The organism is Stenotrophomonas sp. 109824_Sma, assembly GCF_056480025.1.
Genome location: NZ_CM151078.1, coordinates 575,831 through 599,642, shown reverse-complemented (window position 1 = coordinate 599,642; position 23,812 = coordinate 575,831). Strand labels below are relative to the sequence as shown.

Here is a 23,812-nt window from a genome sequence, read left to right as displayed (position 1 = left end):
CGCCCCCACTCCGACGCCGTTCGTCACGCATTCCAGCCTGCGCTTCGTGCCGGCTGCACCCAATTCTCGCAGCGCGGTTCACGGGAACGCTCCGAGTCAGCCGATCAGTTTGATCTGCCCCCGTCTGTCCGTTCGGACAGGCGTTTCTTGTACTTGGAGCAAACTCAATGTCTTTTGAATCGCTGGGCCTGGCGCCCTTCCTGCTGCGCGCGCTCGCCGAGCAGGGCTACGAAAACCCGACCCCGATCCAGCAGCAGGCGATCCCGCTGGCGCTGGCCGGTCGCGACCTGCTGGCCGGCGCACAGACCGGCACCGGCAAGACCGCTGCGTTCGGCCTGCCGCTGCTGCAGCACCTGGGCACCGCCTCGCAGGAAGTGCGCGCCGGCCCGCGCAAGCCGCGCGCGCTGATCCTGGCCCCGACCCGCGAGCTGGCCACCCAGGTGCATGACAGCCTGCGTGGCTACAGCAAGTACCTGCGCATCCCCAGCGCCTGCATCTACGGCGGCGTCGGCATGGGCAACCAGCTGGACATCCTGCGCCGTGGCGTGGACCTGCTGGTGGCCTGCCCGGGCCGCCTGATCGACCACCTTGAGCGTCGCAGCGTCGACCTGTCCGGCATCGAAGTGCTGATCCTGGACGAAGCCGACCGCATGCTCGACATGGGCTTCCTGCCGTCGATCAAGCGCATCCTGGCCAAGCTGCCGAAGCAGAACCGCCAGACCCTGCTGTTCTCGGCCACCTTCGAGGACAACATCCGCCAGCTGGCGCTGGAGTTCATGCGCAACCCGGAACAGATCCAGGTGACGCCGAAGAACACCGTGGCCGAGACCATCACCCACCGCGTGCACCCGGTCGATGGCAGCCGCAAGCGCGACCTGCTGCTGCACCTGCTGGCGCAGGACAGCCGCGAGCAGACCCTGGTCTTCGCCCGTACCAAGCACGGCAGCGACAAGCTGGCCACGTTCCTGGAAAAGTCCGGCATCAAGACCGCGGCGATCCACGGCAACAAGAGCCAGGGCCAGCGCCTGCGTGCACTGGGTGACTTCAAGGCCGGCCGCGTGACCGTGCTGGTGGCCACCGACATCGCCGCGCGTGGCATCGACATCAATGAGCTGCCGAAGGTCATCAACTTCGACCTGCCGATGGTGGCCGAGGACTACGTGCACCGCATCGGCCGTACCGGCCGTAACGGTGCCACCGGCCAGGCGATTTCGCTGGTGGCGCAGGATGAAGTGAAGCTGCTGCGCGCGATCGTGCGCCTGCTGGGCCGCGACATGGACATCCGCGATGTGCCGGGCTTCGAGCCGCAGACGCCGATCCGCTGGGGCAACAGTGCGCCGGGCAAGGCCGAGCACGATACCGGCGAGCGCGCACCGCGCAAGAGCCACGCGCGCCGTCCGCACGGTGATGCGCCGCGCCACGCGCATGCCGGCCCGAAGAAGGCCGGTGGTGGCCGTCGCGAGGGCGGTGGCAATGGCCAGCAGCGTGCAGGTGCAGGCGCCGGTCAGGGCCAGCGTCGTGGCGGTGGTGGTAATGGTGGCGGCCGCGGCCGCGGCCAGGGCGGTAACGGCGGCGGTCGCGCCGGCTGATCCTCCGCACCTGCAACGCACGAAGGGGCGCAGCGCAAGCTGCGCCTTTTTTTTGCGCGTCAGGAATCAGGCACTTCCTGAATGTAGCGATACCCGCTGTCAACGTCGTCACGGGCGGCGTATACGTCGCGTGAAATTTCGCTAGACTCGGCCGGCGACATGACGTCGCAGCCGGGCCACGTCCCTGCACGTCCCGGTCTGGATGGCTATCTGATTAAGGACAAGCATGATGCGCAAGATTTTGCTGGTATCCACGCTGCTGCTCAGCGCTCCACTGACTGCCATGGCCAGCGACGGCATGAGCTACACGTACGTGGAAGGCGGCTGGAACCAGCTCCAGATCAGCTCCAATGCCCTCAACGATCCAAAGGCCGATGGTGGCTATGTACGTGGCTCCTTCGCCATCGCCGAACAGGTCAACGTGTTCGGTGGCTGGTCGCGCGTGACCGATACCACCCGCTACGCCTACTCCAGCGTCAAGACCACGTTCGACCAACCCCACCTGGGCATTGGCTACCACATGCCAATCAGCGAACGGCTGGACTTCACCGCCGACCTGGCATGGAACCGCCGCAGCGGCAAGGACGAAGTCAGCTTCGATGGCGTGACCTACACCAACAAGGCATCCGTCAATACCGCCGTCGGTAACGTCGGTCTTCGCGGCAAGCCTTCGGCAAAGACCGAAGCGTGGATCAAAGCAGGCTACATCGACGGAAACAACAACTTCGACGGCACCTGGACGGGCACCATCGGTGGCCAGGTCAGCTTCAACCGCACCTGGGGCGTGGTTGCCGAAGGCCAGTTCTACGACGACTTCGCCGAGTACCGTCTGGGCGTTCGCGCAAGCTTCTGATCGGAGCCTTTGTTCACCCGGTGACTGCACGGACTGGCGCTGCGGCATGGGCCGGCAATTCACCGCGCTCCCGCTTCACACAAGGACTTGAACGATGCGCAAGATGCTCCTGCCAACCTGCCTGCTGCTGGCGACACCGCTGCTGGCGTCGGCCAGCGATGAGCTCAGCTACACCTATGTAGAGGGTGGCTGGAACCGACTGGAGCTCGATGCCGGTAGCACCGCTGACTTCACCACAGATGGCGGCTATGCCCGCGGTTCGTTCGCGGTCACGCCACAGTTCCATGTAATCGCCGGCGCGTCACGCGTCAGCGGAAGTGACCGCCGGGGCGCTGCGCGGGTGAAAACCACGCTCGACGTTCCGTACCTGGGCTTGGGATATCACGCACCGATCAGCGACCGTCTGGACTTCACCAGCGAGTTTGCCTGGAATCACCGTTCGGCGACGTCGGACTACCGCCTCGGCGATGCACGTTCCCGCCAGACCTCTCGATTCAACGAGGTAGTGGGCATGGTGGGTGTGCGCAGCAGGTTCACCGAGCAGATCGAAGGCTGGCTGAAGGGCGGCTACGCCAATGGCGGTGACGGGCAGGATGCCCGCTGGTACGGCGTGGTGGGCGGACAGCTGAACTTCACCGATAGGTGGGGGGTGGTACTGGAAGGCCAGTTCGACAAGGACACATCCGAGTACAGGGCGGGCGTACGCGCCAGCTTCTAGTTGCTGCCCGCTGTGCGGGGGCGTGGCCTAGGAACGTTGTCTACGCCTCGCCCCTCTTTTGCCAGTTTTCCGCATGGTCCTGGAGTGAACGGTTGACGCGGCGCAGGCGCAGGGGTGTGGAGCCTGCGCCAAACGCCTCACCCCCGCGCCTTACTCGGATTCACCAGATTCCCGAAGAAGATCGCGTTGATCAGCAACCGATCCGTCCCGTGCCAGTACTTGCGATGCGCCGGGTCATCGGCAAACAGCACCACGTTGCCCTGCCCCTGCGCCGACACCAGCAGCCACGCGCTGCCCGCCACCCGCGTGCGATTGCGCTCGGACAGATAGCCATTCACCCGCGGTGGCGTGTCGATGCGTACCACGGTCGAGAACGGGTTCGCGCTTGGCTGCAGCGTCACCGTGTTCTCCTTGTTGATCGCCAGCTGCCGGCGTGGCACGCCAAATGCCAGCGGATGGCTGGTATCCACGTCGGCACTGAGGATGTTGCCGCTGACCCGCTCGATCGCGGCGATGTCGCGCTGGTCGCCGAATGCACGGCGGCTCTCGTCAGCTGCATCTTCTTCCTTGCCGAGCTTCTCGCCGTCGGCCAGCTTCTGTTCGATCGCCCACTTCGAGGCACTGCCGTAGGTCACCAGTGAACCACCGGCCTGCACCCAGCGCTTCAGTGCAGCCACCGCCGTGGCATCGACGCCGGTGTAGGTGCCACCGGACAGCACGATCGTGGTGTAGCGGTCCAGCGGCGCCTTGCCCAGCTGCAAGGGATCCAGCTTGCTGGCCGGCAACCGCAGCTGCTGGTCCAACAGGAACCAGGCCGAGCCGATCTCGGTGGCGGCCACGCCCTCACCCATCACCAGCGCAACCGCGGGTTTGCGCAGCGCTTTGACGCCATCACTGCCGAGGTCGATGCCCTCGCGGCTGCGGCCGCTGGACAGCGCGTGCACCTGCACGCCGGCAGCACGCGCGGCGGACGTCACTGCTTCAAGCAACGCCGTGCCCTGCAGTGGTTGCCCGGCCACCGGAATCACCAGGCTGCCGGCGGCGAAGCTGACCTCGCCCTGCGTGGTCGCGGTGGTGAACGGCTGGAATGCCGCGCGTGCAATCACGCCCTTGCCTTGCAGCGCGGCCAGCGCGCGCCCGGCGTTGTAGTCGCGCCAGTCGATCGCGTACGCGAATCCAGCCTGGCCACCCAGCACCGCGCCCTGTTCCGCCGGCAGCGCGGCCACGCGTGCGCCGCCATCGATACGGCTGCGGCTACCGGCGAAGGCCACGCCGTAGGCCGGTGCGATCGCGTAGCTGGTGCTGCCGTAGAACACATCGCCCTTGATCGGCGGCGTCTCGGCAAAGATCGAATGCACCAGGCGGAACTGCGCCTGCTGCACCGGCACCACGTAGGCACTGCCGGCATCGAAACGCTGGCCATCGACAGTGACGGCACGATCCAGCGCGCGCACCTCGATGCGATGCAGCAGCAACAGTTCCAGCAGGCGGCGGGTCAGTGCCGGATCATGCGCATCGCCAAACACGAAGCTCTTCACCGGCTGCTGTGCGGCCTGCTTCAGCGCGCTCTGGAAGAACTGCTTCTGCAGATCGAACAGGCCGCTGCGCTCGGTCACTGCACCACGCACCGTGCCCAGCCCGGTTGCGACCTGGTTGCGGATGGTGAACGGGAAGGTCAGCAGGCCATTCACCGATTCCTGCACGCGGCCGCGCGAGCTGGCCTGCTCGACGGTAACGCCGACAGCGCCATGGAAGTCCGGGTAGGTGGAGCCGTAGACCGGCGAGAAGTTGTCGAAGTTCTCGCCGGTGTAGTACAGCGAGCCCAGCGCATCCAATGCCTGCGCGTGGTACTTGGCCAGGGTCTTGTTGAATTCATACGACGCCGCCGGAATCAGCGGGCTGTGCATGCTCTTCGGCGACGGTTCGAAGTAATAGGTGCTGTCCTTGCCCATCTCGTGGAAATCGATCTGCACGTTCGGGTACCACTGGTGGAACACCTCCACCTTCGGCCGCGAGTCCTGCTGGGTCAGGGCCAGCCAGTCGCGGTTGAGATCGGTGAAGTAGTGGTTGGTGCGGCCCTGCGGGAACGGTTCGACGTGTTCCTTGTCGGCCGGGTCGGCCGAGGCCGGATCGGAGGCCCACGCGTTGTGCCAGTTGGCGGCACGATCGCGGCCGTCCGGGTTCTGCGCCGGGTCGAACAGCACCACCGCCTGCTGCAGCCACTGCTGGGTTTCGGCGCTGCGGTTGGCTACCAGATAGTACGCCGTCAGCATCGCCGCCTCGGCACTGGAGGTCTCGTTGCCGTGCACGCTGTAGCCCAGCCACACCACCACCGGGCTGTCGCCCGCCGCGCTGCGCGGCTGTGCCGGATCGGCCAGGGTCGCGTGCTGCTGGCGGATCTGCTCCAGCCGCGCATGATTGCCCGCAGCAGTGACGGTGGCGATCAGCAGCGGACGGCCTTCATAGCTGCGGCCGATCTCGCGCACGCTGATCTTGTCCGAGCGTTTCGCCAGTTCCTGGAAGTACGCCACCAGCTGGTCGTGCCGGGTGTAACGGCTGCCGATCGGATAGCCGAGGAACTGTTCCGGCGTGGGCACGGCGGTATCGAACGCCGCTGCGTCGGCCACCTGCGGAAAGAAGTAGGCGCTCTGTGCCTGCACCGGCTGCGATGGGAACAGTGCGGTGGCGGCGGCGATCAGCAGCGGAAGAACGGCACGACGATGCAAGGACACGGTGACTCCCCTGGAGCACAACGGCAGGCGGTCGCGCGGCCGGCCCCCTGGGGAGGCCGGCCGCAGCGGGTGGATCAGAAGCGGTAGTCGAAGCCGAGCGTGAAGTAGCGGCCACGCAGGTCGTACTGGCTGAAGTCGTACGGCGCGCGGATGCCCGGGAACGAGGCGTCGTACGGCGGCGTCTTGTCGGCCAGGTTCTGCACCTTGGCATACACGGTCAGCTTGTCGATGCCGGTGTAGGCCAGGTACAGGTCGTACTGGCTGTAGCTGCCGACGCGCTGCTGCACGGCCTTGGCGGCGGTGCTGGCTTCCTGGCGGTAGCCGCTGGTGTAGTACCAGGTCACCGCTGCGTTGAAGTCGCCGTACTTCCAGTCCAGCGTGGTGGTGGCCTTGTCCTTGGGCAGGGTCGCACCGAGGTTGCTGCCGGCGTAGTCGACCAGCGGGCCGCCGACCACGGTCGGGCGACGGTAGTCGCGCACGTGGGTGTAGGCCGAGGACACGGTGAAGTCGCCCAGCGCAGCGGTCGGGATGCGCTGGCGCAGCTCGACGTCGATGCCCGAGGTCTTCAGCTCGCTCAGGTTCTGGTAGCGGTTGTAGACCGCCTGCAGCTTGCCGCGCTCGTCGCGCTGCACGGCGCCGGCCACGTTGTCGTTGACCAGGGTCTGGGTGTTGTTGGTGCCGACCAGGTTGTCCAGCTGGATGCGGTAGTAGTCCACGCTCAGGTTGGTGTTGGCCCACGGCGACAGCACCACGCCGAAGTTCACGCTCCTGGTGCGCTCGGGCTTCAGTTCGTTGTTGCCAACGGTGAAGAAGGTCGGGTTCTGGCGCGAGCCCGGCACATCCGGATCACGCGGATCGACCACGCTGCCGTAGGCGATGCTGGTGCTGTTGGAGTTTTCCGACAGCGACGGTGCGCGGAAGCCCTTCGACGCCGAGGCACGCACCAGCAGGAAGTCGAGCGGCTGCCAGCGAAGGCCGATCTTCGGCGAGAACGCATCGCCGAAATCATCGTAGTGATCGGCACGCGCGGCGGCGGACAGCTCCAGGGTCGACGCCAGCGGCACGTTCACTTCGGCGTAGGCGGCGCTGACCTGGCGCTGGCCATGTACTTCGGCGATGGCCGGGCGCACCTGCAGGCCGGCATCGATCTGCCACGGGTTGTTGGAATCGAGCTTCTCGCGGCGCCACTCGGCACCAGCGGCGAAACCAATTTCGCCGGCCCAGGTGTGGCCGAGGCTTCCGGAAATCTTCGCGTCGACGCCCTGCAGCTTGGACTCGGCCGGGCGCAGCGTGGCGATGTTGATCGAATCACGTACCGACTGCGGCGTGGCCGCCGGGTTCAGCAGGTTGTAGCTGCCGGTGGCCAGTGCGTTGGCCAGCGCCCAGCGGTTGGCGAAGCCGCCGGACACACTCTCGCGCTCGCTGCTGCGCGCACCGAATGCGGCCACTTCCCAGTCCCAGTTGGCAGTGGTGCCGCGCAGGCCGAACGCGCCGCGATAGGCGGTGGAGCGGTTGGTCTTGATCGTGCCGCCGAGGTCGAAGAAGGTGTATTCGATCGGGATCGCGCGACCGTACGGGTTGTACGGATTGTTGGCCGGCAGCAGCGATGACACCGGCTCGGCCAGGCCGCTGTCTGCGTTCAAGGCGAAGCGGCCACTTTCCAGGGTGAAGAACGGGCTGCTGCCGAACCACGCGGCGCTCTTGATCTGGCTGTACAGCACTTCGCCGAAGGCTTCGACATTGTCGTTCAGGCGGAAGGTGCCGTTGGCATAGGCCTGGTAGCGCTTGGTCGAGGGGATCAGCGTGGTGAACGGTGCCTGGTTGAAACCACAGGTGTCGCCGGCCAGGCCGTCGATCGGCGCGCTGGCGACGCGGGTGGTACCGGTCGGGCAGTTGCCGTTGGCGTCGAGCATCGGCACCGACACGCCGTTGACCAGATAGCGCGCGCCCTTGGCCGACCAGCCGTTCCAGCGGCCACCCGGCGCATCGGTGTAGATGCCGCTCTTGGTCAGGTTGCGCTCGTCCTGGTCCAGGCGCTCGCGGTTGTAGCCCTGCAGGCTGAAGAGGATGTTGTAGCCATCGGTATCGAGATCACCGAGGCCGCCGACGAACTTCAGGTTCTGCTCGTGCAGGCCGCCCTGGTCGGCACCGCCGAAGCTGCCGCCGATCTCGGCGCCTTCGAAGTTCTGCCGGGTGATGATGTTGACCACGCCGGCCACGGCGTCGGAGCCGTACACCGCGGAGGCGCCGTCCTTGAGCACTTCGATGCGCTCGACCGCAACCAGCGGCAGCGCGTTGAGATCGACGAAGGTGTCGGACAGGCCACCGGCCGGGAAGCCGTAGTTGGCCAGGCGGCGGCCGTTGAGCAGCACCAGCGTGTTCTTCTGCGACAGGCCACGCAGGCCGATGCCGGCCGAGCCGGAGGCCCAACCGTTGTTGGTGGTTTCGTTGCTTGCGTTGCCGGTGTTGGCCGAGATCGAACGCAGCACATCGGCCACGGTGGCCTTGCCGGTCTGTTCCAGCTGCTGGCGACCGATCACCTGCACCGGGTTGGAGGCCTCGGTATCGGTGCGCTTGATGTTGGAACCGGTGACGCGCACGGCGGCCAGGGTGCTGGCTTCGCCACTGGCGTCGGCGGAGGTTTCGGCGGCGGCGGACAAAGGCGCGGCCAGAGCGACGGCCAGGGCCGCCACGAGCAGGGTGTGCTTGGGCATGACGATGTGGGGGAGGTGGTAAGGGCGACGAAGTTCCGCAGTAGTCCATGCCTGGCCGTGGTCCGGCCAATAACATCTCTTCATACGGATATAAGAGAAGCTATCATCTCTTCATCCGGATGAAAAGACTTTCTTCACGAAAGCCCAACCTCCGCTCAGGCTGCCCGGCGGCCTGCGGCGTACAATCGCGGCATGGAAATCTTCAAAGTCTTCATGCTCGAGGCGGCGCACCGCCTCCCCAACGTGCCGCCGGGGCACAAGTGCGCGCGCCTGCACGGCCACTCGTTCCGGGTGGAACTGAAGGTCGAGGGCGAACCCGGCGCGCAGACCGGCTGGATCATGGACTTCGGTGACGTGAAGGCGGCCTTCCAGCCGATCTACGACCGCCTGGACCATCACTACCTCAATGACATCCCCGGCCTGGAGAACCCGACCAGCGAGAACCTGGCGGTGTGGATCTGGAACGAGCTCAAGCCGAGCCTGCCGGCGCTGAGCGAGATCACCGTGCACGAAACCTGCACGTCGGGGTGCCGTTACCGCGGCCCGGCGGCCTGATCAACCCATTGATCTGAAAGGTTTTTCAGAGGCGTCTTGGGCGCCTTTGTTATTTTTGTTGCATTGCCGCATCAAGGGCGTATGCTGCATTGCATCAAGCCACTCCCTGATGCCCCATGGCCGCCGCCTTCAGCGATCGCTTCAGTGATGCCACCCGCCAGCTCGCCGCCGCGGCAACGCGTGCGAACCGGTTGGCGTTGGAGAACGCGGAAAGCATGTTCGGCGTGCAGCTGAAGGTGATGGAGCGCAACCTGACCGCGACCGGCGGTTGGCTGGGTGAACTGGCCCGCGGCGAGGATGCGGCCGGGACGCTCTCCAAGGGTGCGCAGCTGTGGCAGGACAACCTGCAGCGGCTGGGCCAGGCCCAGCAGGACGTGGTCGGTCTCGGCCTGCAGGCCAGCAAGGCCTGGTCCGAACTGGTGCAGGGCTACAACGAATCAACGGCGGACGCGAACAACCACTGACGCGACGCAACGCTCATTGCGTGGGTCCCTCCCCCCACGCAATCCGGACCCGGCAGATCCCTCCCTCTGCCGGGTCTTTTTTTGCCTGGCGTCTGGATTGAGGAGCGCTTCTTCGTCTGGACTCTCTGCGAACTGATGGGCCCCGCCGGGGTGGGCAGGGGTCTGGGCAAATGTCCCCCGGCGCCGGCCGTTGGCCGTCACCTCCTCCTTTACTTTGCCCAGACCCCTGCCCACCCCGACGAGGCTCGGCGTGCGGTGAGGAGAGCGCAACGCGCGCGGGCGACTTTCAAGGAGGCGCCGACGAACTCCGAACGCAGGGCGGAGGCCCTTGCGTACGAAGTAAAGGGGGAGGTGACGGCCAACGGCCGGCGCCGGAGGACATTCGTACGCAAGGGCATCCGCCCTGCGCCACGCAGAATGAACCCGCCGCACGCGATGCAGGAACGGCTCAGCGCCCGCGACCACCGTGCCAATGCTGGTGCCACGCCTGGAACATCAGCACGTTCCACAGGTGCGTGTGCCACTTGCGCTCGCCACGCAGGAACGCCTCCCAGATGCCACGCACGCGCGCCACATCGAAGCAGCCCTGGTTGCGCAGCAGCTGCGGGTCCAGCAGCGCCTCCGCCCAGTCGCGCAGCGGACCGGCCAGCCAGCGCGCCATCGGCGGACCGAAACCGCGCTTGGGGCGATACACCAGCGGTTCCGGCAGGTAGCGCGCCAGCAGGTGCTTCAGAATCCGCTTGTGCTCGCCATCGTGGTACTTCAGGTGCTGCGGCAGCCGCCAGGCCAGGCGCACCACCTCCATGTCCAGCAGCGGCGCACGGGTTTCAACGCCCGCCGCCATGCCCGCGCGATCAACCTTGGCCAGGATGCCCTCGGCCAGGTCCATGCGGAAATCCAACAGCTGGATGCGCGCCTCGGCCGGCAGCGCCGTGTCCTGCTGCTGGAAGATCGTCACCGGCTCACGCGCGCCCAGCACCACCTGCGCCGGTTGCCGCCAGCGGGTCACGCGCTGCAGGTAATGACCTTCCACATCGTTGGCAGCCACCTCGGCCACCAGTGCGCGCCAGCCACCGAGGCGGCCGCGTTCGACATTCATGCGGTTGCCGCTGCGCCGCGCCAGGTCGCGTACCCAGTCCGGCAGGCCACCACACAGGCGCGCATTGCGCAGCGCGCGGCCATAGCTGGGGTGGCCGAAGAACAGTTCATCGCCACCGTCACCGGTCAGTGCAACCGGCTTGCGCGCCCCCAGCAGTTCACTGGCCAGCAGCGTCGGCAGCTGCGAGGCGTCGGCGAAGGGCTCGCACCAGACTTGCGGCAGGCGCTGCAGCAGGTCCAGGCCCTGGCGCGCGTCCATCCGGTGCAGGTGGTGCTGCACACCAAGGTGGCGCGCGACCTGCGACGCCCAGTCGCTCTCGTCATGCCCCGGATCGTCGAAGCCGACCGTCCACGCCTCGATCGGCAGGGTCGATTGTGCCTGCATCATCGCCGTCACCAGCGAGGAGTCGGTGCCGCCGGACAGGAACGCGCCGCACGCCAGGGGCGAGTGCATGCGTGAAGCGATGGCCTTCTGCAGTACCGCTTCGAGCTGGTCGGTGGCCTGTTCCAGGCTCGGCGCCGGTTGCAGCGGCTCCTGCAGTGCACTCTGCATCGCGTCGCGTGCGCACCAGTAGCGCGTTCCCCCCTGCGCGGCCTGGCTGGAGCAACCCGCGGCATGGTCGCTGAGATCGATGCGCAGCATCGCGCCCGCCACCAGCTTGTGGATGCCACGGTAGATGGTGTGCGGCGCCGGCACATAGTCATGGCGCAGCAGCAGGCTCAGCGCATCCTGGTCGATGCTCGGCGCGAAACCGGCGAAGGCCTGCAGCGCCTTCAACTCGGAGGCGAACAGGAACTGGCCCTGGTACCAGCCGTAATACAGTGGACGCTCGCCCACCGGATCACGGGCCAGCCACAGCACGCGCGACTCGCGGTCCCAGACACTGAAGCCGAACGCACCTTCGATACGGGACAGTGCCCGCTGCACGCCCCATTCGACGATCGCCTGCAGCAGCAGCCGCGCATCGCTGCAGCTGCGCGGCAGATCACGCAGCTGCGCCTGCAGGTCGCTGCGGTTGTACAGGCGACCGTCCAGGCACAGCACGTAACGGCCACAGTCCGAGCTCAGCGGCTGCAGCGGCGTATCGGTCGGCGCCCGGCAATGGCCCAGCGCGAGGCCGGCCTCGGCGTCGGTCCAGTAGCCGATGCGGCCACGCCCACGCTGCTGCAGGGCGCGCAGCATCGGGGCCAGCTGCTGCAGCAGCTGCTCGTCTTCGGCGGGCGGCAGCCAGGCCCCGACCACGCCGCTCATCGGAAGCCTCCGCACTGGCAGTGGCGGGACGGGTTCGGCAGACAGGGGGCGGCGGGCGACATGGGGACGGCACGCGGAGCGGAGGAGACTCCATGCTCGGCCCCGGGCTGCGCGGCGTCAGTCGCTTTGCTGTCAGCGATCGTCACCAGCCGTATCACGAAGGTAACGTTTTGTAACAGCAACAGGCTATGCTGGACGCCAAGTTGTTGCCGGGACTGAGACCCGGCCCGTGCGCCAGCAACCCCGGCTGAATGGCGCCCGCCCCCGGGACCCGGGCGGCCCGAAGGCTGGGATAGCATCGCCGCGCTCGTGCCGTGGCGGTACGTTTGCGCCCACGGAGGCCTTGGAAATGCTGGATATCGTACTGGTCGAAGACGATGCCCGCCTGGGAACGATGGTCAGCGACTACCTGCAACGGCATGGCTACCAGGTGGCCCACGAGCGCAGCGGCGAGCGCGCAGTGGCCCGGATCCTGGCCGAAAAGCCGGCCCTGGTGCTGCTCGATGTCGGCCTGCCCGACCAGGATGGTTTCGAAGTGTGTCGGCAGATCCGGCCCCACTATGACGGCATCATCTGCGTGCTGACCGCCCGCACCGACAACATCGACCAGGTGCTGGGCCTGGAACTGGGGGCCGACGATTACATCGGCAAACCCATCGAACCGCGGGTGCTGCTGGCCCGGCTGCGTGCCCACCTGCGCCGCCATCGCCGGGTCGAGCCGCGTGACGGCAGCCTGCGCTTCGGCGAGCTGAACATCGACCCGTCCACCCGTAACGTGCACCTGCAGGGCGGCCTGCTGGAGCTGACCACCGCCGAGTTCGACCTGCTGTTCCTGCTGGCCAGCAACGCCGGCCAGATCCTGGACCGCGACGCGCTGCTGCGCGGCCTGCGTGGCATCGCCTTCGACGGCCTGGACCGTTCGATCGACGCCCGCATCTCGCGCCTGCGCCGCAAGCTGGGCGACAACCCCGAGCAGCCGGAACGGATCAAGACCGTCCGTGGCCGCGGCTACCTGTTCAGCCGCTCGGCATGGGGATGAAGCGCACGCCTTCGGCGATGCGCGGCCACGCCTTCCACTTCCTGCGCTACGGCATCGGTTTCCTGGTCGCCCACCTGTTGTTGATCGTGCTGGGCCTGTGGGCCTGGGACGCCTTGCTGGAAGACCGCACGGAAGCCGGTCTGCAGGCCGAGATGCGCGGCACCCATGCGCTGCTGCAGCACCGCTTCGCCGAAACTCCGCGCGAGCAGTGGCCGGCACTGGCGCGCGAACTCGACGCCGATTTCGCCTACGCGCTGCGCATGGTGCCGCTGGCCGAGGCGGTGAAGGAGCTGCCGGCCAGCCAGCGCCCGCCGTTCAACAACGGCCGCGTGCAGATCGACCTGGAGCACATGCGCAGCCTGCAGCGGATCGGCGACAGCGACTACGCCGTGATGCTGGGCCCGTTGGACGAAGCGCTGCCGGATGAAGGCTGGCAGGACAGCGAAGTGTCCGGCGTGGCGATCCTGCTGCTGATCCTGATGGTGGCGGTGGCACTGCCGATGTACGTGATGGTCTACCGGCTGTGGCGCGACGTCTCGCAGCTGGCCCAGGCGGCGCGGCAGATGCGCGACGGCCAGCTGGATACCCGCGCGCCGCGCGCCGGTACCGCGCTGGTGCGGCCGTTGGCCAACGCCTTCAACCACATGGCCGAGCAGCTGCAGCAGCTGCTGGAAAGCCAGCGCGTGCTGGCCCAGGCGGTGGCGCACGAGGTGCGCACGCCGTTGGCACGGATGCGTTTCGGCCTGGCCGACCTGGAAGACACCGCGCTCGACGATGTGCAGCGCGATGCGCTGGGCGGGCTGCGCACCGATGTCGATCGGCTGCAGCACCTGACCGATGCCGGCGTCGAATACGCCGCACTGGGCCGCTGCCATCAGCTGACCCGCCAGCGCCTGCAGCTGGCGGCGCTGGTGCGCGGCGTGGTGGCCCAGTTCGCACCGTTGCCGATGCCGGTGCAACAGGTGCTGTCGCCGGTGGGCCTGGTCAACGTCAACCGGCACATGCTGGAGCTGGCGCTGCGCAACCTGCTCGGCAATGCACTGCGTTACGCACGCCGGCAGATCCGTATTGCCAGCACGGTCAATGACGGCTGGCTGTGCGTGCAGGTGGAGGACGACGGCCCCGGCATCGCGCCGGAACTGCGCGGCCAGGTACTGCAGCCCTATGTCCGGCTGGACCCGGGCAGCCCCGGTTTCGGCCTTGGCCTGGCGCTGGTGCAGGTGGTCGCCGACAAGCATGGTGGCCACGTCGAGGTGACCGATTCGGAGTTGGGCGGTGCCTGTATCCGCCTGCACCTGCCGCTGGAAACCGGTGGTGTCGTGGAGGGCGAGGCGGCCTGCTAGACCGCCGGTTCCGCGCGCGGCAGGGCAAATACGAACAGCGCGCCTCGTTCGCTGTCGCGCAGTTCGATACGGCGGCCATGCAACTGCACGATGCGTTGCACGATCAACAGGCCCAATCCGCCGTTGTCGCCACGCCGCGCGCCGAGCGCGGCCGGTGCCTGGAACAGCTGGGTACGCAGCCCCGGGGCCACCCCGGGGCCATCATCGGCAACGCTGACCTCCACGCTGTCGGGGGTCGCGCGCAGGCGCACCTCGATCTGGCCACCCTCGGGCGCATGCCGCAGCGCGTTGTCGAGCAGATTGGTCAGTACCCGCTCGACCAAGCCCAGGTCGGCGCGGACCAGCGGCAGGCCGGGCGGAAACGCCGCGTGCAGCTGCTGGCCGCGCGCCTGTGCCGCCAGTTCGAACTTCTGCAGCACGTCCTGCAGCAGCTCCGGCAGCGCGAACACCTCCCACTCCAGCCGCACTTCGCCGTGTTCCAGCCGCGCCAGCTCGAACAGCGCGCGCGCCAGCCGGCCGACCTTGGCGCTCTGCGCCAGCGCAATGCCGAGATAGCGTCGGCGCTCGTCCGGTGACAGCGTAGCGTCCTTCAACGCCAGCGTTTCCAGGTAGCCGTGCAGCGACGACAACGGCGTGCGCAGGTCGTGCGAGATGTTGGCGACCAGCTCGCGGCGCTGCAGGTCCTGCTGGCGCAGCTGCTGCCACTGCTCGCCCAGCCGCTGCGCCATCTGCGCGTGCGCATGTTCGAGGATCACCAGTTCGTCGCGCTCACCGGGGCGTAGCGGCTCGGGTGGCGGCAACGGTGTCGGCGCATCGATGTCGAAGGCCTGGATCCGCCGGGTCAGCCGCCGCAGCGGGCGCGTCACCCAGTAGAACGCCACCAGCCCGGCAAACAGGCCGAGGCCGCCGACCAGCACCACCGACCACAGCGTGGTGTTCCACTGGCTGCCGGCGGCAAGATCATCGGCGAGCATCTGCCGGTGCTCGCCGACCAGCACCACGTATACATAGCCGGCCGGCCGGCCCTGCACGATCAATGGTGCGGCGCTGAACACCTTGCGGCCGTCCGCGCTGCGCGGGTCATCGCCGAGGATCGGCAGTGGCGCACCCGACAGCAGGCGGCGCAGCGGTGCTACGTCCACCTTGTTGCGCACCAGATGGCCACTGGGCGCATCGTGACCGAGGATGCGGCCCTGGTCGTCCAGCAGGTAGACCTCGACGCTGGGGTTGACCGCCATCAGCTGGCCGAACAAAGCGCGCACCGCGGCATCGCGCATGCCGCTGGTGTCCATCAGTTCGCTGCGCTGGGCGATGTGCTCGGCCAGGCCCAGCGACAGCCGCTGCACCACTTCCTGCTCATGGCGGGTATTGGCGCGCATCTGCAGCGCCAGCAGCGCCATGCAGCACATCAGCATCAGCGCGGCGGTCACCACCGCCAGCTTCTGCCACAGGTTGGGCTTGATCATGCCGCCGCCCCGGCCGGGTCGACCAGCTTGTAGCCGCGGCCCCACACCGTCAGCAGCCGCCGTGGGTTGGCCGGGTCGGGTTCGATCTTGCTGCGCAGGCGGTTGATGTGGGTGTTGACCGTGTGCTCGTAGCCATCGTGCTGGTAGCCCCAGACCTGGTTGAGCAGTTCCATGCGCGCGAACACCTGGTCCGGATGACGGGCGAAGAACAACAGCAGATCGAACTCGCGCGGGGTCAGCTCCAGCGCGTTGCCATCCACCGAGGCCGTGCGCGCGACCGGATCGAGCTGCAGCCCACCCAGCTCGATCGCGCCGGCATCGATGCGTGCGCTCTGCGCCATCGCCTCGGCGCGTCGCAGCAGCGCGCGCACCCGTGCCACCAGTTCCGGCATCGAGAAGGGTTTTGCCAGGTAATCGTCCGCGCCCAGTTCCAGGCCGACGATGCGCTGCGTTTCGCTGCCGCGCGCGCTGATGATGATGATCGGTACATAGCGCGCCATCGCGCGTGCACGCTGGCACACCTGCAGCCCATCCACGCCGGGCAGCATCACGTCCAGCACCAGCGCATCCCACGGGCCGTCCTGCTCGAGCAGGCGCAGGCCGGCATCGCCGCTGGCGGCATGGGCGACGTCGTAACCCTCATCGCCCAGATGCATGCGCAGCAGGTCGGCGATGTGGGCATCGTCTTCAACGATCAGCACGCGTTTGGTGGACATCGGCAGCTCGGGGCCAGTGGGGAGGCTGGCTGCATTGTGGCGCGGGACGGCCGCCGATACCTCACGAAAAATTGAATCCTGCGTGAGGATTCGTTGACCCGGGCGGGCGCAGCATGGCCCCGTCGCCCCTTCCCGGAGTCCGCCATGTCCCTCTCCCGCCGCCATCTGCTGGGCCTGGGCGGTGTTGCCACCGCCGCCGGGCTGCTCGGCCTGGGGGCGTGCAGCCGCGCCGCCCCGGCCGCCGCCGAAGCGCGTCCGTCGCGACAGTTCGAGGTCATGCACAGTGATGCCGAGTGGCGCCAGCGCCTGACCCCGGCGCAGTACGCGGTGCTGCGCCAGCAGGCCACCGAACGGCCGTGGAGCAGCCCGCTCAACAAGGAACACCGGCAGGGCACCTTTGCCTGCGCCGGCTGTGCACTGCCGCTGTTCTCCTCCTCCACCAAGTTCGAGAGCGGCACCGGCTGGCCCAGCTTCTGGGCGCCGCTGCACAACGCCATCGGCGAAGACCGCGACGTCACCTTCGGGATGCTGCGGGTGGAGGTGCATTGCCGCCGCTGCGGCGGCCATCTCGGCCATGTGTTCAACGATGGGCCACGCCCGACCGGGCTGCGCTACTGCATGAACGGTGCGGCGATGGTGTTCGTTCCCGGTGCCACTGATGGCACTGCCGACGGCTGGCGGGTACCGGTCGGTTCTTCCACTGCTTCCGGAGCCTGACCATGCTGCTGTTGCTGCTTGCCTACCTCGGGGGCGCACTGACCCTGCTCAGCCCCTGCATCCTGCCGGTGCTGCCGTTCGTGTTCGCGCGTGCCGACCGTCCGTTCCTGCGCAGCACGCTGCCGCTGCTGCTGGGCATGGCGCTCACCTTCACCGTGGTCGCCAGCCTGGCCGCGGTGGGCAGCCAATGGGTGGCGCAGGCCAACCAGGTGGGACGCTGGATCGCCCTGCTGCTGATGGCGCTGTTCGCGATCGCCCTGCTCTGGCCACGGCTGGCCGACCACCTGCTGGCACCGTTCCAGCGCGTGGGTGCCCGCCTGAGCGCACGCGCCGATGCGGCGGATGCCGCGGGGCACGGCGGCGCGTGGACCTCGCTGCTGATCGGCATCGCCACGGGTCTGCTGTGGGCACCGTGCGCCGGGCCGATCCTTGGCCTGGTGCTGACCGGCGCCGCCCTGCATGGCGCCAGCGTCGGCACCACTGCGCTGCTGCTGGCCTATGCGCTGGGTGCGATCACCGCACTGGCGCTGGCGGTATGGATCGGCGGCCGCGTGTTCCGCGCGATGCAGGCGCGGCTCGGCCTCGGCGATGTCCTGCGCAAGGTACTGGGTGTGGCCGCGCTGCTGGCCGTGGTGGCGATCGGCCTCGGCTGGGATACCGGCCTGCTGACCCGCTTGTCCACGGTCAGCACCGCGCGAATCGAGCAAAGCCTGCTGGATGCGGTACCCGGCGCGCAGCCGGCGGCACCGCCGATGATGATGATGGCTGGCGCCAATGCCGGTGCCGATGGACCGCTGCCGGTGGAGGGCACCCTGCCCGCGCTGGACGGCGCCACTGGCTGGCTCAACAGCCCGCCGCTGAGTGCACAGCAGCTGCGCGGCAAGGTGGTGCTGGTCGATTTCTGGACTTATTCCTGCATCAACTGCCTGCGCGCGATGCCGTTCGTGCACGAATGGGAGCGACGCTACCGCGACCACGGCCTGGTGGTGGTCGGCGTGCACACGCCGGAGTTCGCCTTCGAGCGCGACCCACGCAACGTGATGAAGGCGGTGCAGCAGCTGAAGGTCGAGTACCCGGTGGCGCTCGACAACCAGTACACGATCTGGCGCGCCTTCAACAACCGCTACTGGCCGGCACAATACTTCGTCGACGCGCAGGGCAACATCCGCGGCCACCAGTTCGGCGAGGGCAACTATGCGCGCTCGGAACAGATGATCCGTCGCCTGCTGGCCGAAGCCGGGCAGACGAATCTGCCGCCACCGGCCGATCCCGCTGCCGCCGACCTGAAGGGCGTGGCCGTGCAGGCCGACATGGGCAACCTGCGTTCGCCGGAAACCTACCTGGGCCACGCCCGCGCCGAGCAGTTCGCCTCGCCCGGCGGGCAGCGCAGCGACGCCGCGTTCGACTACACGCTGCCGGCCACCCTGGCGTTGAACCAATGGGGACTGTCCGGGCGCTGGACCGTCACCGACGAGGCCGCACAGCTGCACCAGGCCGGTGGCCGCATCGCCTTCCAGTTCCACGCACGCGACCTGCACCTGGTGCTGGCACCGAGCGAGGACGGCAAGCCAGTGCGCTTCCGCGTCTGGCTTGACGGCAAGCCGCTGCCCGCCGCCGATGCCGGCAGTGATGTCGGCACCGATGGCAGCGGCGTGGTCGACGAGCACCGCCTGTACCAGCTGGTCCGCCAGCGCGGCACGGTCGGCCCGCACCGCTTCGAGATCGAATTCCTCGACGCGGGCGTGCAGGCCTATGCCTTCACCTTCGGTTGAACCGGGAGGACATGATGAAACTCTCCTTTGAACAGGGCATCGCCGCCGGGGTCGCCGGATTGGTGGCTGCCGCATTGATCACCGGCGTGCTGCTGGTCGACCACAGCGCGGTCGCGGCACCGGTCGAGGCCAGCGCGCAGGCCAAGGCACTACCGGCGCCCAGCGGCGACGCCGCGTTCCGCGATGACGCCACCCATGCCAGCGTGGTGTTCGCCGGCGGTTGCTTCTGGGGCGTGCAGGGCGTGTTCCAGCACGTCAAGGGCGTGAGCAATGCGGTATCCGGCTACATCGGCGGCAGCGCGGCCAACGCGCGCTATGAGCGCGTCAGCAGTGGCCAGACCGGTCATGCCGAAGCCGTGAAGGTCGACTATGACCCGCGCCAGGTCAGCTATGGCCAGCTGATGCAGGTGTTCTTCTCGGTGGTGCACGACCCGACCCAGCTCGATCGACAGGGCCCGGACCACGGCAGCCAGTACCGCTCGGCGATCTTCAGTGACGACGCACGCCAGCAGGCTGCCAGCCGCGCCTACATCGCCCAGCTCGGCCAGGCCGGCAGCTACCGCGCGCCGATCGTCACCCAGCTGGTCAGCGGCCAGCGCTTCTACCCGGCCGAGAGCTACCACCAGAACTACATGACCAATTACCCGCAGGCGGCCTACATCCGCTACTACGACGCACCGAAGCTGACCGCACTGGGCAAGCAGTTCCCGGCACTGTACCGGCGCGACGCGGCGCTGGTGCCGATGCGCTGACGCCCGGGTGGTGCCGGCCGTTGGCCGGCAACCGCGCCGTTCCGGATCTGGGGATTGCCGGCCAGCGGCCGGCACTACCTGGAAAAAAGACGCACGGCCATCCAGCCGTGCGCTTGGGAAGTATCGGCCGTGCCCCGATCAGGCCCGGCCGACAACGACATGCTAGGCTCGCCATCATCATGGGTACAGCACCAGATGGCGGGAAATTCGATGGATACAGATGACCAGAGCGCGATGATCCCACCCCGCTACCAACGGCTGTCCGACGAACTGGCCGAGGCCATCCACGGCGGACGCCTTCCGGTCGGCAGCCGCCTGCCTTCGCTGCGGCAGATGGCCCTGCAGCGCAGGCTCAGCCTGAACACGGTGATTGCCGCCTATCGCCAGCTGGAGGACGCCGGCCTGGTCATTCCGCGGCCCAAGGCCGGCTTCGAGGTGGCGCCGCGATTGTCGGTGCCGGAGCGTTCGCTGCGTGATACCCCGTCCGCACCCACCGCACCACTGCAGCAGGTGCTGATGGCGCGCGTGCTGGAAGCACAGCGCCGCCCCGGTGTGATCGACCTGGCCTTTGCCGGTCCGCGCGGGCGCCAGTTCTATCCGGGCGCGCAGCTGGCCCGGCATACCGCGCAGGTGCTGCGCCACGGCCAGCAGACGGTGGAGACCTACGCGCGCCCCAACGGCTCGCCACGGCTGCTGGCGCAGATCGTGCGGCGCGGGCCACGCATGGGCCTGCATACCCACAGCGAACGCCTGCTGCTGACCCATGGTGCGATGGAGGCCCTGCAGCTGGCGCTGCGCGCGGTCACCCAGCCCGGTGATGCGGTAGGCATCGAGGCGCCATCCTACTTCAACCTGTACCCCCTGCTGGCCAACCTCGGCCTGCAGGCCATCGAGCTGCCCACCCATCCGCAGCACGGGCTGGATGTGGATGCGCTGGATGCGCTGCTGGAACACACGCCGCTGGCCGCACTGGTGGTGATGCCGACCGTGCACAACCCGCTGGGCTGCACCATGCCGACCGCCGCCAAGCAGCGCCTGGCCGAGCTGGTCAACGCACGGCAACTGCCGCTGATCGAGGATGCGGTGTACGCCGAGCTGCAGTTCTGCGAACCGCCGGCGCCGTTGCTGAAAGCCTTCGATCGCGACGGCTGGGTGATGGTGGTCGGAGGTTTCTCGAAGACACTGGCACCGGACTACCGCATCGGCTGGCTGGATGGCGGCCGCTTCGCCGAGCGCATCGCGCTGCTGAAATTCCAGTCCACCGGTGGCGAGCCTCAACTGCTCGGCGATGCAGTGGCGGCGTATCTGGAAGCCGGCAGCTACGAGCACCACCTGCACCGCATGCGCCGGCTGTATCGCGAACAGGTGGGACGGCTGCGCCAGCTGGTGGCCGAACACTTCCCGATAGGCACCCGCGCCACCGAACCGCAGGGCGGCTTCCTGCTGTGGCTGGAACTGCCCGGCGTGGATACACGCGAGCTGTTCGAGCGTGCATTGCAGGAGGACATCGTGTTCATGCCCGGCCAGGTGTATTCACGTGGCGCGCGCTACCGCCACTGCCTGCGGCTGTCGTGCTGCCAGACGCTGGATGCGCGCTTCATCGGCGCGGTGGAGCGGCTGGGTGCGATCGCGCGGGAGCTGGCGGCTGCAGCACGGTAGTGCCGGCCGCTGGCCGGCAATCCTGGGAGCGCCGGGTGGATGCAGTTGCCGGCCAGCGGCCGGCACTACCCAGGATCAATCGAGCAGATGCGCCGACAGCGCTTCGCCTTTCGCACCCGGCAGATGCGGCAGCCGTCCCCAGCACGGCATCGGCAGGCGCTGCTGCAACGTGGCGATGTTCTCGTCCTGGCGCTGCATCGCCGGGTCGATGTGGTTGCCGATCCAGCCCAGGCACTCCACGCCACTGGCCTGCAGCGACTGCGCAGTCAGCCGTGCGTGGTTGACGCAGCCCAGCCGCATGCCCACCACCAGCAGCACCGGCAGCCGCAGTGCACGTACCAGGTCCAGCTGGTCCAGCGTGGCCGAGACCGGCGCCAACCAGCCGCCAACGCCCTCCACCACCACGACATCGGCCTGCGCGCGCAGCCGCGCGAACGCGGCCACGATCGGTGCCAGCTCCACCTGCACGCCGTCCTCGGCAGCGGCCAGTTCCGGTGCCAGCGGCTGCCGCAACGCGTACGGATTCAGATCGGCATAGTCCGGCACCGGCCAGCTGGCCGCCTGCAGCGCCAGTGCGTCCTCGTTGCGAAGGCCCTGTCCCAGATCCTCACTGCCGCTGGCCACCGGCTTCATGCCCACCGCGCGCAGGCCACGCCGGCGCAGCGCATGCAGCAGCGCGGTGCTGGCCGCGGTCTTGCCGATCTCGGTATCGGTGCCGGTGACGAACAGGGCGGGCGGCAGCGTAGCGGGCAATGGCATCGATGGGCTCCAACGGGACGACAGAGCGTGCATTATCGCCGGCCCGGCGTGCTTGCTAGACTGCGGGCATGTTCGCCAATGCCTCGCTCACCGGCAGCAAGCCGGAACAATACGCCCAGCTGCTGGAACAGGCCCGTGGCCTGGTCTACGCCGAGTCCGACCGCATCGCCAACGCGGCCAACCTCTCCGCACTGGTCTACCACGCCCTGCCCGACCTGAACTGGGTGGGCTTCTACCTGTATGACGGCAAGGAGCTGGTGGTCGGCCCGTTCCAGGGCCTGCCGGCCTGCGTGCGCATCCCGCTGGACAAGGGCGTGTGCGGTGCCGCCGCCAGCCAGCGCGTGACCCAGCGCGTGGACGACGTCGATGCCTTCCCCGGCCATATCGCTTGCGATTCGGCCTCGCGTTCGGAACTGGTGGTGCCGCTGCTGCGCGGCGATGAACTGATCGGCGTATTCGACATCGACAGCCCGAAGGTCGGCCGCTTCGACGCCGACGACCAGGCCGGCCTGGAAGCCATCGCCCGCGTGTTCGTCGAGGCACTTGGATGAGCGCGCCGAAGCTGCGCAACATCGGCCCCAAGAGTGCAGCCTGGCTGCGCCAGGTCGGCCTGCGCAGCCGCGAGGACCTGGTTGCGATCGGCGCGGTCGGCGCCTTCGTCAAGGTCAAGCGCGCGGGCTTCAAGCCCAGCCTGAACCTGTTGTACTCGCTGGAAGGCGCGCTGCTGGACTGCCACTGGCAGGAACTGAGCGAGCCGCAGCGTGAGGCTCTGGTGCAGGATTACGAAGCACGCATCGCCGCGCACCCTCTGAAGGCGGCCGGCCCCGCTTCGGGCCCGGTGCATGAGCAGCGTTTCGATGCCGACGATGACGCGGAAGACAGCGTGGCCGAGCACACCGACGAGGATTGAGGCCCCCGCGTTCCTGGGCATGCCGGCCAGCGGCCGGCACTACCGTCGGGTCAGGGCTGCTGCAGCTCCAGCAGCTCGCCCACCAGCCCGACCTCGCCGCGCTCCAGCCACACCCGCAGACGGGTGCCGTGGTCGATGCGCAATGCCCAGCACAGCGACATCGGCAGGCCACAGACCTGCGACAGCACCATGCGCAGCGGGCCGCCATGACTGACCACCAGCGTCGGCACCGGATCATCATCATCGAGCAGGCGATCCAGCGCGCGCGCGATGCGCCGCTCGAAGTGGCCCCAGCTTTCACCGTTCGGCGGCGGGAATGCATGCGGATCGGCATGGAAGGCCGCCAGTGCGTCCTCCGGCAGGTCGAACAGCGACTGCCCGTCCCAATCGCCGAAATCCAGCTCTTCCCATTCCTCGTCCGCTTCCACGTCCAGCCCACGCGGGGTAGCCAGGGCCATCGCCGTGTGCAGCGAGCGGAGCCGTGGCGAACTGATCACCCGCTCCCACGGCTGCGCGGCGTAGGCATCGACCAGTTCCTGCGGCAGGCGGGCCAGCTGCGGTGGATCGCTGCGGCCATCGAGGAACTCATCGCGACCGTTGCCGGCGTGGCGGACCAGGTCGAGGATCATGCGTGCGTCCTGTACAGGCAACGCGGGAACAGCGGAAAACGGGCGGACATCGGCAACGGCACCACGGGATCGAGG

General features: G+C 68.0%; 20 protein-coding genes. 13 read left to right on the top strand and 7 right to left on the bottom strand.

Annotated features, from left to right (window positions below; translation table 11 throughout):
• Nucleotides 1-167 precede the first annotated feature (167 nt).
• The 3 genes from ACZK1G_RS02785 to ACZK1G_RS02775 all read left to right on the top strand — a co-directional run bounded on the left by ACZK1G_RS02785 (nucleotide 168) and on the right by ACZK1G_RS02775 (nucleotide 3,160).
• The gene (locus tag ACZK1G_RS02785) at nucleotides 168-1,589 is read left to right on the top strand and encodes a DEAD/DEAH box helicase (protein WP_101764893.1); all 1,422 of its coding nucleotides are present in this window, start codon (nucleotides 168-170) and stop codon (nucleotides 1,587-1,589) included.
• 229 nt (nucleotides 1,590-1,818) lie between these two features.
• Nucleotides 1,819-2,442: a hypothetical protein gene (locus ACZK1G_RS02780; protein ID WP_101764892.1), complete on the top strand. Its 624-nt coding sequence runs from the start codon at nucleotides 1,819-1,821 to the stop codon at nucleotides 2,440-2,442.
• Nucleotides 2,443-2,536: 94 nt separating this feature from the next.
• Nucleotides 2,537-3,160, top strand: coding sequence for an outer membrane beta-barrel protein (locus tag ACZK1G_RS02775; RefSeq protein ID WP_101764891.1), 624 nt, complete (start codon nucleotides 2,537-2,539; stop codon nucleotides 3,158-3,160).
• 137 nt (nucleotides 3,161-3,297) lie between these two features.
• Here ACZK1G_RS02775 and ACZK1G_RS02770 read toward each other — a convergent pair whose 3' ends face one another.
• A complete protein-coding gene (locus ACZK1G_RS02770; RefSeq protein ID WP_101764890.1) occupies nucleotides 3,298-5,892 on the bottom strand; it encodes a M14 family zinc carboxypeptidase in 2,595 nt (864 codons plus the stop codon).
• Between the two features lie 74 nt (nucleotides 5,893-5,966).
• Nucleotides 5,967-8,606 carry a TonB-dependent receptor plug domain-containing protein gene (locus tag ACZK1G_RS02765; protein WP_478448036.1) on the bottom strand — a complete coding sequence of 880 codons (2,640 nt, stop codon included), beginning with the start codon at nucleotides 8,604-8,606 and terminating at the stop codon, nucleotides 5,967-5,969.
• A 192-nt stretch (nucleotides 8,607-8,798) separates the two neighbouring features.
• Here ACZK1G_RS02765 and queD point away from each other — a divergent pair, with 192 nt between their 5' ends.
• Complete coding sequence (queD, locus tag ACZK1G_RS02760) at nucleotides 8,799-9,161, top strand: 6-carboxytetrahydropterin synthase QueD (RefSeq protein WP_049444904.1); 363 nt, start codon at nucleotides 8,799-8,801, stop codon at nucleotides 9,159-9,161.
• A 116-nt stretch (nucleotides 9,162-9,277) separates the two neighbouring features.
• On the top strand, nucleotides 9,278-9,625 hold the full coding sequence (locus tag ACZK1G_RS02755) for a phasin family protein (RefSeq protein WP_014035870.1): 348 nt from the start codon (nucleotides 9,278-9,280) through the stop codon (nucleotides 9,623-9,625).
• Between the two features lie 448 nt (nucleotides 9,626-10,073).
• Here ACZK1G_RS02755 and asnB read toward each other — a convergent pair whose 3' ends face one another.
• Nucleotides 10,074-11,975 carry an asparagine synthase (glutamine-hydrolyzing) gene (gene asnB, locus ACZK1G_RS02750; protein WP_101764888.1) on the bottom strand — a complete coding sequence of 634 codons (1,902 nt, stop codon included), beginning with the start codon at nucleotides 11,973-11,975 and terminating at the stop codon, nucleotides 10,074-10,076.
• 349 nt (nucleotides 11,976-12,324) lie between these two features.
• On the opposite strand from asnB, the gene ACZK1G_RS02745 reads away from it, so the two are divergent.
• Together ACZK1G_RS02745 and ACZK1G_RS02740 are read left to right on the top strand one after the other, a co-directional pair.
• Nucleotides 12,325-13,014 carry a winged helix-turn-helix domain-containing protein gene (locus tag ACZK1G_RS02745; RefSeq protein ID WP_010484092.1) on the top strand — a complete coding sequence of 230 codons (690 nt, stop codon included), beginning with the start codon at nucleotides 12,325-12,327 and terminating at the stop codon, nucleotides 13,012-13,014.
• Nucleotides 13,011-14,357 (top strand): ATP-binding protein, encoded by a 1,347-nt coding sequence (locus ACZK1G_RS02740; RefSeq protein WP_101764887.1) that lies wholly within the window; start codon nucleotides 13,011-13,013, stop codon nucleotides 14,355-14,357. The genes ACZK1G_RS02745 and ACZK1G_RS02740 overlap by 4 nt, the downstream gene beginning before the upstream one ends.
• Here the strand turns inward: ACZK1G_RS02740 and ACZK1G_RS02735 are convergent.
• Both ACZK1G_RS02735 and ACZK1G_RS02730 read right to left on the bottom strand, forming a co-directional pair.
• Nucleotides 14,354-15,823, bottom strand: a complete 1,470-nt coding sequence (locus ACZK1G_RS02735; RefSeq protein ID WP_101764886.1) for a sensor histidine kinase — start codon at nucleotides 15,821-15,823, stop codon at nucleotides 14,354-14,356. The genes ACZK1G_RS02740 and ACZK1G_RS02735 overlap by 4 nt on opposite strands.
• Complete coding sequence (locus tag ACZK1G_RS02730; protein WP_014035866.1) at nucleotides 15,820-16,539, bottom strand: response regulator transcription factor; 720 nt, start codon at nucleotides 16,537-16,539, stop codon at nucleotides 15,820-15,822. The genes ACZK1G_RS02735 and ACZK1G_RS02730 overlap by 4 nt, the downstream gene beginning before the upstream one ends.
• A gap of 144 nt (nucleotides 16,540-16,683) precedes the next feature.
• On the opposite strand from ACZK1G_RS02730, the gene msrB reads away from it, so the two are divergent.
• From msrB to ACZK1G_RS02710, 4 genes are all read left to right on the top strand, one after another.
• On the top strand, nucleotides 16,684-17,256 hold the full coding sequence (gene msrB, locus ACZK1G_RS02725; RefSeq protein WP_014035865.1) for a peptide-methionine (R)-S-oxide reductase MsrB: 573 nt from the start codon (nucleotides 16,684-16,686) through the stop codon (nucleotides 17,254-17,256).
• Between the two features lie 2 nt (nucleotides 17,257-17,258).
• Nucleotides 17,259-19,028 (top strand): cytochrome c biogenesis protein DipZ, encoded by a 1,770-nt coding sequence (locus tag ACZK1G_RS02720; RefSeq protein ID WP_101764885.1) that lies wholly within the window; start codon nucleotides 17,259-17,261, stop codon nucleotides 19,026-19,028.
• A 14-nt stretch (nucleotides 19,029-19,042) separates the two neighbouring features.
• Entirely contained in the window at nucleotides 19,043-19,780 is a 738-nt protein-coding gene (gene msrA / locus ACZK1G_RS02715; protein WP_101766372.1) for a peptide-methionine (S)-S-oxide reductase MsrA, read from the top strand.
• 210 nt (nucleotides 19,781-19,990) lie between these two features.
• A complete protein-coding gene (locus ACZK1G_RS02710; RefSeq protein WP_101764884.1) occupies nucleotides 19,991-21,439 on the top strand; it encodes an aminotransferase-like domain-containing protein in 1,449 nt (482 codons plus the stop codon).
• Between the two features lie 75 nt (nucleotides 21,440-21,514).
• Here ACZK1G_RS02710 and bioD read toward each other — a convergent pair whose 3' ends face one another.
• Nucleotides 21,515-22,198, bottom strand: a complete 684-nt coding sequence (gene bioD, locus ACZK1G_RS02705; protein WP_101764883.1) for a dethiobiotin synthase — start codon at nucleotides 22,196-22,198, stop codon at nucleotides 21,515-21,517.
• 68 nt (nucleotides 22,199-22,266) lie between these two features.
• Here bioD and ACZK1G_RS02700 point away from each other — a divergent pair, with 68 nt between their 5' ends.
• Complete coding sequence (locus ACZK1G_RS02700; protein WP_004140850.1) at nucleotides 22,267-22,749, top strand: GAF domain-containing protein; 483 nt, start codon at nucleotides 22,267-22,269, stop codon at nucleotides 22,747-22,749.
• Nucleotides 22,746-23,108, top strand: coding sequence for a TfoX/Sxy family protein (locus tag ACZK1G_RS02695; protein WP_101764882.1), 363 nt, complete (start codon nucleotides 22,746-22,748; stop codon nucleotides 23,106-23,108). Before ACZK1G_RS02700 ends, ACZK1G_RS02695 begins: the two co-directional genes overlap by 4 nt.
• A gap of 50 nt (nucleotides 23,109-23,158) precedes the next feature.
• Here ACZK1G_RS02695 and ACZK1G_RS02690 read toward each other — a convergent pair whose 3' ends face one another.
• On the bottom strand, nucleotides 23,159-23,737 hold the full coding sequence (locus ACZK1G_RS02690) for a histidine phosphatase family protein (RefSeq protein WP_032128728.1): 579 nt from the start codon (nucleotides 23,735-23,737) through the stop codon (nucleotides 23,159-23,161).
• Nucleotides 23,738-23,812: the final 75 nt, after the last annotated feature.

Coding starts and splice junctions, on each gene's coding strand:
- ACZK1G_RS02785 (WP_101764893.1), top strand. CDS start 168: ATGTCTTTTGAATCGCTGGGCCTGGCGCCCTTCCTGCTGCGCGCGCTC.
- ACZK1G_RS02780 (WP_101764892.1), top strand. CDS start 1,819: ATGCGCAAGATTTTGCTGGTATCCACGCTGCTGCTCAGCGCTCCACTG.
- ACZK1G_RS02775 (WP_101764891.1), top strand. CDS start 2,537: ATGCGCAAGATGCTCCTGCCAACCTGCCTGCTGCTGGCGACACCGCTG.
- ACZK1G_RS02765 (WP_478448036.1), bottom strand. CDS start 8,606: ATGCCCAAGCACACCCTGCTCGTGGCGGCCCTGGCCGTCGCTCTGGCC.
- queD (WP_049444904.1), top strand. CDS start 8,799: ATGGAAATCTTCAAAGTCTTCATGCTCGAGGCGGCGCACCGCCTCCCC.
- ACZK1G_RS02755 (WP_014035870.1), top strand. CDS start 9,278: ATGGCCGCCGCCTTCAGCGATCGCTTCAGTGATGCCACCCGCCAGCTC.
- asnB (WP_101764888.1), bottom strand. CDS start 11,975: ATGAGCGGCGTGGTCGGGGCCTGGCTGCCGCCCGCCGAAGACGAGCAG.
- ACZK1G_RS02745 (WP_010484092.1), top strand. CDS start 12,325: ATGCTGGATATCGTACTGGTCGAAGACGATGCCCGCCTGGGAACGATG.
- ACZK1G_RS02740 (WP_101764887.1), top strand. CDS start 13,011: ATGAAGCGCACGCCTTCGGCGATGCGCGGCCACGCCTTCCACTTCCTG.
- ACZK1G_RS02735 (WP_101764886.1), bottom strand. CDS start 15,823: ATGATCAAGCCCAACCTGTGGCAGAAGCTGGCGGTGGTGACCGCCGCG.
- ACZK1G_RS02730 (WP_014035866.1), bottom strand. CDS start 16,539: ATGTCCACCAAACGCGTGCTGATCGTTGAAGACGATGCCCACATCGCC.
- msrB (WP_014035865.1), top strand. CDS start 16,684: ATGTCCCTCTCCCGCCGCCATCTGCTGGGCCTGGGCGGTGTTGCCACC.
- ACZK1G_RS02720 (WP_101764885.1), top strand. CDS start 17,259: ATGCTGCTGTTGCTGCTTGCCTACCTCGGGGGCGCACTGACCCTGCTC.
- msrA (WP_101766372.1), top strand. CDS start 19,043: ATGAAACTCTCCTTTGAACAGGGCATCGCCGCCGGGGTCGCCGGATTG.
- ACZK1G_RS02710 (WP_101764884.1), top strand. CDS start 19,991: ATGGATACAGATGACCAGAGCGCGATGATCCCACCCCGCTACCAACGG.
- bioD (WP_101764883.1), bottom strand. CDS start 22,198: ATGCCATTGCCCGCTACGCTGCCGCCCGCCCTGTTCGTCACCGGCACC.
- ACZK1G_RS02700 (WP_004140850.1), top strand. CDS start 22,267: ATGTTCGCCAATGCCTCGCTCACCGGCAGCAAGCCGGAACAATACGCC.
- ACZK1G_RS02695 (WP_101764882.1), top strand. CDS start 22,746: ATGAGCGCGCCGAAGCTGCGCAACATCGGCCCCAAGAGTGCAGCCTGG.
- ACZK1G_RS02690 (WP_032128728.1), bottom strand. CDS start 23,737: ATGATCCTCGACCTGGTCCGCCACGCCGGCAACGGTCGCGATGAGTTC.